Origin of the sequence: Flavobacterium sp., assembly GCF_021151785.1 — a bacterium.
Taxonomy (GTDB): domain Bacteria; phylum Bacteroidota; class Bacteroidia; order Flavobacteriales; family Flavobacteriaceae; genus Flavobacterium.
In genome coordinates, this window is the sequence record NZ_JAGKWP010000092.1 from 1 (window position 1) to 9,298 (window position 9,298).

Consider the following 9,298-nt stretch of genomic DNA (forward strand, 5'->3'; position numbering starts at 1 on the left):
AAACAATACTAATTAAATAATTTATGATTTTTCGTAAATTAACATATCAAAAAATGCATTCATTATCTACTAGAATAACTGTTTTATAATTAACGAGATAACTTAAAAACGCATTCAATAAATTTAAAACAGCAAAAGCTATTTCAAATCTTTAATTCACAAACATGAAACTGATTTTTGTATAAATCTAATTAATTATTCAATTAACAATACAAAATCGATATCAAATTTTGATATAAAATGTATCTCAGGAAACAAAATAGAGTGTAAAAAATCAATTTATATCTTCTGTAGAAATCTTGTTGGAATAAAATTTTAACTTTTAATTTGATTAAGGGATTTAACCTCTTGAAATATTTAATAACAACGAAACAACATTTTTTGACCAATAGTCAAATTAAAGATAATTCTTAAATTTACATTAATTAACAAATATTTTTAATTTTGTTAAAAAAATACACTTAATTCAAAATTATTTATTAAAATGTGAAATTAGTGATATTTTTTACTATTTTTAGACAAAAATTACTAACAATGAATAAAAAACTACTTCTAATTTATTTTTTTATTGCCTCATTAATTATTGTCTTCTCTTGCTCTAAAAATGAAGACAGCAATGAAAATTACACAGAAATTTCTCCTGTATCAGTGAATTTAAGCACTGTTCCCTATCCAAAATTATCCGACTATCATTTTTTTGATGGACCGCTGAAGAACCTATCACCATCTCTAGACGTATTACCCTACAAACCAGCTAGCTCGCTTTTTAGCGATTATGCCCATAAAAAAAGATTTATTTGGATGCCAAAAGGAGTAAAAGCAACTTACAATGGTGATGGAAATATATTAGAACTTCCCGTTGGTGCTGCAATAATCAAAACTTTTTACTATGACAATGTACAACCAAGTAATTCAACAAAAATCATTGAAACTAGAGTAATGATAAGAAAATCAACGGGTTGGATTTTTGCTAATTATATTTGGAATTCAGAACAAACAGAAGCTTTCCTTGATTTAAATGGAAGTTACCAAGATATCAGTTGGACAGATGAAAATGGACAAACTAAAAATGTGAATTATAGAATTCCATCTGAAGTTCAATGTATCACTTGTCACAAAACAAAGCAAATAATTAATGGTAATGAAGAAACTATATATGTACCAATAGGCATTAAACCCCAAAATTTGAATTTTAATTATACCTATAGTAATGAAACAAAAAATCAACTAATAAAATGGATGGAAGTAGGATTTGCTGATAACTTCAACTTACCCACACCAACTAATACCGCAGTTAATTATGAAGATAGTAGTCAACCTATTGCACTTAGGGCACGATCTTACTTAGATATCAATTGTGCACATTGTCACACTGAAAATAAACACTGTGACTATAGACCTATGAGATTTGCCTATAGCCAAACAGGAGGTTCACTTGGAAATACTAATATGGGCGTTTGTGTGAACACAGAGGATATGCAAGGATTTCCTTCTAGCTTAGCAAAAATTGTTTCTCCTGGAAACATATACAAATCTATGCTTTTCTATAGAATTAATACAACGGATGAAACATATAGAATGCCACTTCACGGTAGAACATTAATACATACTGAAGGAGTTACTTTAATAGAACAATGGATTAATAGTCTAAGTCCGTGTCAATAAAATTTAAGACAACTAACCAAAAAAAAACTACAAAATGAAAAAAATTACTTTATTAACAATATTTCTACTAAAATATTGCATTTCCTATGCTCAAGACACATGTTTAACTGCTCCTCCCATAGCACAAGGATTTTATACAGTTACAACAGTAAATGGTTCACAACTACCAACCCCTATTTGTTTTACTAGCGCTGTAAATCCAACAGCTGCAGAATGGTATACATATACTCCTTCGAGTAATTTCAATGTAACTATAACTACAGATATTGCAGCTAATACACCAAGAGTAGATACTCGAATTAATGTTTACAATGGCACATGTAATAACTTAAATTGCTATGCAAATGATGACGACTCTGGTGCAAATTATTCATCTGTTGTAAATTTTGTAGCTACAGCTGGAACGACATATTACATTGCATGGGATAATAGATGGACCTCTAATGGTTTTACTTTTCAATTAATTGAAAACACTTATACTCCTCCTTTACCAAACCCAATAAATTATATTTCACAAACAATTACAACTGTAAATAGCACTTACAATATTTGTATTGTAGACATGAATAACGATTATAAAGATGATATAGTTGGAGTTAGCGCTAATAATTTAAGAGTCCATAACCAAACTACTCCTGGAAATTTTTCCATTTCTGACTTTCCAATAACTGGAACAAGTGATATGCCTTCTTGGAGTTTGGCAGCTGGAGATTTTAACCGAGATGGATTTAATGATTTAGTTCTAGGAAGTGGTAGTGGACTTACTTTTTGGAAATCAAATAGTACTGGAACAGCATATACTAATATAAATCCAACAGAATACATTTTCTGCCAAAGAACGAATTTTGTTGATATCAATAATGACGGCAATTTAGATGCGTTTTCTTGTCACGATGTGGCACCTAATGTATACTATTTAAATAATTCATCCAATACTTTTACTCATTTTCAAAGTGGAGTAACTCCAGGTTCATACAATTTAGGCACTTTATCATCAGGAGGAAATTATGCTTCAATTTGGACAGACTATGATAATGATGGTGATGTGGATTTATTTATATCAAAATGCTCAGGTCCACCATGCGAATTACATCGAAATGATGGCAATGGCGTATTTACCAATATTTCTGCAATTGCACAAATCAATACTACACCTGTTCAATCTTGGTCTTCTGCTATTGCAGACTTCGATAACGATGGAGATATGGATATTTTTGTAGGTGCAAATGGTAATTCTGGACATAAATATTTTCTAAACAATCTCGATACATCAAATAATACGGAAGAAGCTTTTACTAATATAACTGCTTCAACAGGTATAGGAACAGACACCTCTATTAGTAGAGATTATATTGCATATGATTTTGATAATGATGGAAAAGTTGATATAATGGGTGGAGGAAATAAAATTTTCTTCAATCAAGGTAACAATAATTTTGCTCCTACGAACTATACTGGAATGTCTTTAGGTGCTATAGGAGATTTAAATAATGATGGCTATTTAGATATAGCTAACAATAACAAAATTTTTTATGCTATCCCAAATGGCAATAATTGGATTAAAATCTCCTTGCAGGGGATTCAAAGCAATAGAAACGGAATAGGTGCTCGAATTGAAGTATATGGCGTATGGGGAAAACAGATTAGAGATGTAAGAAGTGGAGAAGGTTTCGAATTTATGAGTACACTTAATACTCACTTTGGCATTGGAACAGCAACTCAAATCTCACAAATTATAATTAAATGGCCATCAGGAACAATCGATATTATTAATAATCCAAATCCAAATCAAACATTACATGTAATAGAAGGGAATTATCCTCTAAGTCAAGCTACGTTTGATAACAATCTAGTAAAGATATATCCTAACCCAGCATCTTCAATACTTCAAATTACTAACATAGATAAACTAAGTTTAAAATCTATTAAAATTTATAGTACCAATGGCAAAATGATAAAAGAAATCATTTCAAATTTTGAGACTATACAAATAAGTGAACTGCAAGAAGGAATGTATATTTTGTCAATTGAAACAACTGAAGGTAGAAAGTTTGCAGAAAGTTTTATCAAAAAAAAATAAATAATTAATAAAAATATTAACATTAAAAAAAAACAAATAATCTAGGAATAATATACAGTCTTAGTAAAATTTAAAAAGTTTATACTTTTAATGTAACTTTATATGAGATTGTTTTACTAATATTGTAAATAAATAAAATAAACTTAAATGAAAAAATTAAACCAATTAGCTCTTGGGATGGCTTTATTAGTTACTTTAGGAGCCTCTGCACAAAAAAAAGAAAAAACAACCACACCAATTGCTAAAGAAGTAGCTACTTCAAAAACTATTACAAAGGGTACAGTTACTTATGAAATGGAATTACCTGACAATGAAGAAGCAGCAGCAATGGGAACCAGTTTAATAAAAATTAGTTTTGACGGAACAAAACAAGCTACTGAAATTGAAATGATGGGCGGAATGATGAATATCAAAACAATAGCTCCTGTTAATAGTCCAAAAGAAACCAGAATGTTAATGAATATGATGGGTAAAAAATTTGAATTAATCAATTTACCTGAAGAACAATTGACAAAAGGACCTGGTGCTAATTTTAATAATCTAGAAAATGCTGTTTCTGTTTCTTATGACAAAAAAGACATAAAAGAAATTGCAGGATACAAATGCCACAAAGCAGAAATCAAAATGGAAGATGGTAGTACAAATATTTTTTATGTAACTGAATTGATTTCACAAGCACAAAAAACTAATGAAAATGCTAAAGTAAAATTAGTAGGTTTCCCTATGGAAATGACAATGACAACACCACAAGGTAAAGCTGTAGTTAAAGCTACTGAATTCAAAACAGAAATCCCTACTGGTGCTTTCGAAGTTACAGAGGACTATAAAAAAGTAACTCAAGAACAATTACAAGAGGAGTTAGGCGGATTCTAATTGTAAAAAAATAGAAATAAAAAATCCCAATCTTTTGATTGGGATTTTTTATTATGTTATTTAGTAAGATACATCTTTCTTCTAGAGTATAAGTCATAGAATTGATCATCTTTTAAATCATCAATAAATAAAATACTTTCACCTGTTGATTTCATTTCTGGACCCAATGACTTATTTACATTTGGAAACTTATTAAAAGAAAACACTGGTTGCTTAATCGCATAACCTTTTAGTTGCGGATTAAAATTGAAATCCGTTACTTTCTTTTCTCCTAACATCACCTTAGTTGCATAATTCACGTATGGTTCATTATAAGCTTTGGCAATAAAAGGTACTGTTCTAGAAGCTCTTGGATTAGCTTCAATAATGTATACAATATCATCTTTTATAGCAAATTGAATATTAATTAAACCTACCGTTTTTAAAGCAACCGCTATTTTCTTTGTGTGTTCCTTAATTTGTTGCATCACAAACTCTCCTAAATTAAAAGGAGGCAAAGTAGCATTACTATCCCCCGAGTGAACACCACAAGGTTCTATGTGTTCCATAATCCCAATGATGTATACATTTCCTTCTGCATCACAAATGGCATCTGCCTCTGCTTCAATAGCACCATCTAAGTAGTGATCTAGTAATAATTTATTATTAGGAATATGTTTTAATATCTCAATTACGTGCTCCTCAAGCTCTTGTTTATTGATAACAATTTTCATTCCTTGCCCACCTAACACATAAGAAGGGCGTACCAATAGAGGAAAATCTAGTGAGTCAGCTAATTGAACCGCCTCTTCTGCATTTTCAGCAACACCAAATTTAGGAAAAGGAATATTCAAATCTGTTAACAATTCTGAGAACCGCCCTCTATCTTCAGCTAGATCTAAGGCATCGAAAGAAGTCCCAATAATTTTAATTCCGTATTTAGCAAGTTTTTCAGCTAATTTAAGTGCTGTTTGACCTCCTAGCTGAACAATTACACCCTCTGGATTTTCATGTTGAATAATATCATATATATGTTCCCAAAAAACAGGCTCAAAATACAACTTATCAGCAGTATCAAAATCAGTTGAAACCGTTTCAGGATTACAATTGATCATAATTGTCTCATAACCACACTCTTTTGCAGCCAAAACACCGTGAACACATGAATAATCAAACTCAATTCCTTGTCCAATTCTATTGGGTCCAGAACCTAAAACTACTATTTTCTTTTTATCTGAAACAATACTTTCATTTGAAGTATATCTTGTCCCATCAACTTTTTCAATTTCAGCCTCAAAAGTAGAATAATAATAAGGTGTTTTAGCTTTAAACTCAGCAGCACAAGTATCAACTAATTTATAAACACGCTTTACCCCTTGCTCATCTCGAAGTTTATGCACTTGACTTTCCAAACAGCCCATCATATGTGCTATTTGACGGTCCCCATATCCTTTTTGCTTGGCCTCTAATAATAACTCTTTAGGTAGTGTATTTATCGTATACTTTGAAATTTCTTTCTCTAAATGGAATAATTCTTCATATTGCTTTAAGAACCACATGTCAATTTTAGTAATTTCATGAATTCTACTTAGAGGTATACCCATAGCAATAGCATCATAAATTACAAAAACACGATCCCAACTTGCATAAGTAAGTTTCTCTATAATTTGTTCATAATTATTATATCCTTTTCCATCTGCTCCTAAACCATTACGCTTGATTTCTAGAGACTGAGTAGCTTTATGTAAGGCCTCTTGAAAAGAACGACCAATTCCCATAACTTCACCTACAGACTTCATTTGCAAACCTAAAGTTCTATCTGCTCCTTCAAATTTATCAAAATTCCAACGTGGTATTTTTACAATTACATAATCTAAAGTAGGCTCAAATAACGCTGAAGTAGATTTAGTTATTTGATTGGACAACTCATCTAAAGTATAACCTAATGCTAACTTTGATGCTATTTTTGCAATTGGATATCCCGTTGCTTTTGAGGCTAAAGCAGAAGAACGCGAAACCCTTGGATTAATTTCAATAGCTACAATATCTTCTTTTTCATCAGGAGAAACTGCAAATTGCACATTACATCCGCCTGCAAAATTTCCTATGCTTCGCATCATCTTAATAGCCATATCACGCATACGCTGAAAAGTAGTATCCGATAAAGTCATTGCAGGTGCTACAGTAATACTATCTCCTGTATGAATCCCCATTGGATCCATATTTTCAATTGTACAAATGATAACAACATTATCATTTTTATCTCTCAGCAATTCTAACTCATACTCTTTCCACCCCAATAAAGCTTTATCGATTAACACCTCATGAATCGGGGAAGCTTCTAAGCCACGAGTTAACAATTCATCAAAATCTTCTTTTTTATAAACAAAAGCGGCGCCTGTTCCTCCTAAAGTAAATGAAGGGCGAATAACTAATGGAAAACCAAATTCTTGTGCAATTTCTTTTCCTTTTAAAAAAGAATTAGCCGTTTTTGCAGGAGCCTGAGGAATAGCAATAGTATTCAACAAAGCTTTAAATTTATCCCTATCTTCCGTAATGTGAATAGCATTAATATCTACTCCGATAATTTTCACATTGAAATCCTTCCAAATTCCTTTCTCATCAGCTTCAATACAAAGATTCAAAGCAGTTTGACCACCCATTGTAGGCAAAACTGCATCAATACTAGGATGAGCTTTTAAAATTTCAATTATTGATTTTGTAGTAAGAGGCTTTAAATAAACATGATCTGCCATACTTGGATCTGTCATAATAGTGGCTGGATTGGAATTAATTAAAATAACTTCCAAACCTTCTTCTCTTAATGAACGAGCGGCCTGAGAACCTGAATAATCAAATTCACAAGCTTGACCAATAATAATAGGACCAGACCCTATAATTAATACGGATTTAATAGTACTGTCTTTAGGCATTTTGTTGTGTTGTTGTTAGTTAAGTGTAGTTATTGTAGTTCAAATATAAAAAAAAGGTGTTACTAAAAAACAGTAACACCTTAATATTTTGCTTGGTAAAAGAACATTATTTCTTATGTCTAGGCTCGCTAGAAACAGTTAATTTATGTCTTCCTTTAGCTCTTCTACGAGCAAGCACTTTTCTTCCGTTAGCAGAAGCCATTCTATCCATGAAACCGTGCTTATTTCTTCTTTTTCTTTTTGATGGTTGAAATGTTCTCTTACTCATTGCTTGTATTTTTAAATTCTATAAATAAAATCAGATTAATTAACGATTCTCTTATTCTGAAAACCGAGTGCAAATATACAAAGAGTTTTTTCATTTACAAGAACTTTTTTAAAAATATTTTTAATAGAATTTATTACATTTGCAGTCTAAAACAATTTAATATGTTTAATAAGAATATAAAGCTTATCTTGGCATGTGCAATCATTGCATTTGCAGTATATCAATTTACAGAAAGCAACATTGGAAATGGTATTTTTTTGTTATTGCTATCCACTATTTTCATCTTATTTTATTTTAAAAATGAACTCATCATTTTGTCTTTTCTACAACTTAGAAAACAAAATATGGAGGGAGCCAAAAAATATTTAGATAAAATAAAAAATCCAGAATCAGCCTTAATCAAAAAACAACAAGGATACTATAATTACCTTAATGGTATTTTAGTTTCTCAAACTAATTTAGGCCAAGCAGAAAAATATTTCAAGAAGGCCATTGAACTTGGATTGAGCATGGATCAAGATTTAGCACTTGCTAAATTACAATTAGCTGGAATAGCTGCTTCAAAGAGAAGAAAAATTGAAGCCGAAAAATTATTAAGTGAAGCAAAAAAATTAGATAAACATAATATGTTAAAAGATCAAATCAACATGTTAAAACAACAACTTAAAAGAATATAAAGCTCCTTGAGAGCTTTTTTTTATATCATAATGGATTTATTTAATCAAGGTATAGATTGGAATGAAATACTAAGTCCTTTAGTAATAAAATATAAAGGTAAAAGACATCCATTAGAATATAATACATTATTTGAATTAATAATTGCAGTACTATTATCAGCACAGGACTCTGACGAACACATAAATAAAATTATGCCAAAATTTCTTGCAAGATATCCTAATATAGGAGAAATTAAAAAAGCTAATATAGAAGAAATACAAGCCATAATTTCTGATGTTATAAACTCAAAAAATAAAGCAAAATGGATCTATAGTATTGGACAAACTGTAGATAGTGAATTAAATATACCATTAAATCTAAAAGAACTTATTAAATTAAAAGGTATAGGTAGAAAATCTGCAAATGTTATTTTAAAAATAATGAAAAAACCTGCTGAAGGTATTATATGCGACTTACATGTGATTAGAGTCTCTTCTAGAATTGGATTAGTTAAGGAAAGTAAAGACGGAAATAAAATAGAAATGGAATTAATGCAAAAGTTCAATTATAAAACATGGAACGACATTGGTATGACACTATCCTTTTTAGGAAGAGAAATTTGTAGACCTACCAACCCAAAGTGTTCAAATTGTATAATTAATTCCAATTGCAACTTTTATAATCAAAAAACCAGAAGAAAATCGTACTACTAGCAGTTTCACTGATGTTGATTTTGATGATATTTAATATTTTCAATTCCATAAAAAAACCTGTTTAAATACAGGTTTTTTTATGCTATATTTTTAAATAAGAGATTTGTTATAAATGCTTTATGTCATAACA

At 30.3% G+C, this 9,298-nt stretch carries 7 protein-coding genes; 5 read left to right on the top strand and 2 right to left on the bottom strand.

The annotated features are described in order from the left end of the window. Positions 1-534 precede the first annotated feature (534 nt). The 3 genes from QZ824_RS09290 (at position 535) to QZ824_RS09300 (ending at position 4,618) form a co-directional block, all read left to right on the top strand. The gene (locus QZ824_RS09290) at positions 535-1,665 is read left to right on the top strand and encodes a hypothetical protein (RefSeq protein WP_291275743.1); all 1,131 of its coding nucleotides are present in this window, start codon (positions 535-537) and stop codon (positions 1,663-1,665) included. 34 nt (positions 1,666-1,699) lie between these two features. After that, complete coding sequence (locus tag QZ824_RS09295; RefSeq protein WP_291275744.1) at positions 1,700-3,745, top strand: FG-GAP-like repeat-containing protein; 2,046 nt, start codon at positions 1,700-1,702, stop codon at positions 3,743-3,745. A 147-nt stretch (positions 3,746-3,892) separates the two neighbouring features. Next, complete coding sequence (locus tag QZ824_RS09300) at positions 3,893-4,618, top strand: hypothetical protein (protein WP_291275745.1); 726 nt, start codon at positions 3,893-3,895, stop codon at positions 4,616-4,618. 56 nt (positions 4,619-4,674) lie between these two features. Here the strand turns inward: QZ824_RS09300 and carB are convergent, their stop codons facing one another. Next, positions 4,675-7,530: a carbamoyl-phosphate synthase large subunit gene (gene carB, locus QZ824_RS09305; RefSeq protein WP_291275746.1), complete on the bottom strand. Its 2,856-nt coding sequence runs from the start codon at positions 7,528-7,530 to the stop codon at positions 4,675-4,677. 106 nt (positions 7,531-7,636) lie between these two features. Then, the gene (gene rpmH, locus QZ824_RS09310) at positions 7,637-7,798 is read right to left on the bottom strand and encodes a 50S ribosomal protein L34 (protein WP_008464848.1); all 162 of its coding nucleotides are present in this window, start codon (positions 7,796-7,798) and stop codon (positions 7,637-7,639) included. Between the two features lie 161 nt (positions 7,799-7,959). Between rpmH and QZ824_RS09315 the strand changes: the two genes are divergently transcribed. Beyond that, on the top strand, positions 7,960-8,475 hold the full coding sequence (locus tag QZ824_RS09315) for a DUF2892 domain-containing protein (RefSeq protein ID WP_291275747.1): 516 nt from the start codon (positions 7,960-7,962) through the stop codon (positions 8,473-8,475). Between the two features lie 6 nt (positions 8,476-8,481). Then, a complete protein-coding gene (locus tag QZ824_RS09320; RefSeq protein ID WP_291275748.1) occupies positions 8,482-9,168 on the top strand; it encodes an endonuclease III in 687 nt (228 codons plus the stop codon). Positions 9,169-9,298 lie beyond the last annotated feature (130 nt).

What these genes read in the sequence shown, in the direction of transcription:
- QZ824_RS09290 (WP_291275743.1), top strand. Translation starts at nt 535, where the DNA reads ATGAATAAAAAACTACTTCTAATTTATTTTTTTATTGCCTCATTAATT.
- QZ824_RS09295 (WP_291275744.1), top strand. Translation starts at nt 1,700, where the DNA reads ATGAAAAAAATTACTTTATTAACAATATTTCTACTAAAATATTGCATT.
- QZ824_RS09300 (WP_291275745.1), top strand. Translation starts at nt 3,893, where the DNA reads ATGAAAAAATTAAACCAATTAGCTCTTGGGATGGCTTTATTAGTTACT.
- carB (WP_291275746.1), bottom strand. Translation starts at nt 7,530, where the DNA reads ATGCCTAAAGACAGTACTATTAAATCCGTATTAATTATAGGGTCTGGT.
- rpmH (WP_008464848.1), bottom strand. Translation starts at nt 7,798, where the DNA reads ATGAGTAAGAGAACATTTCAACCATCAAAAAGAAAAAGAAGAAATAAG.
- QZ824_RS09315 (WP_291275747.1), top strand. Translation starts at nt 7,960, where the DNA reads ATGTTTAATAAGAATATAAAGCTTATCTTGGCATGTGCAATCATTGCA.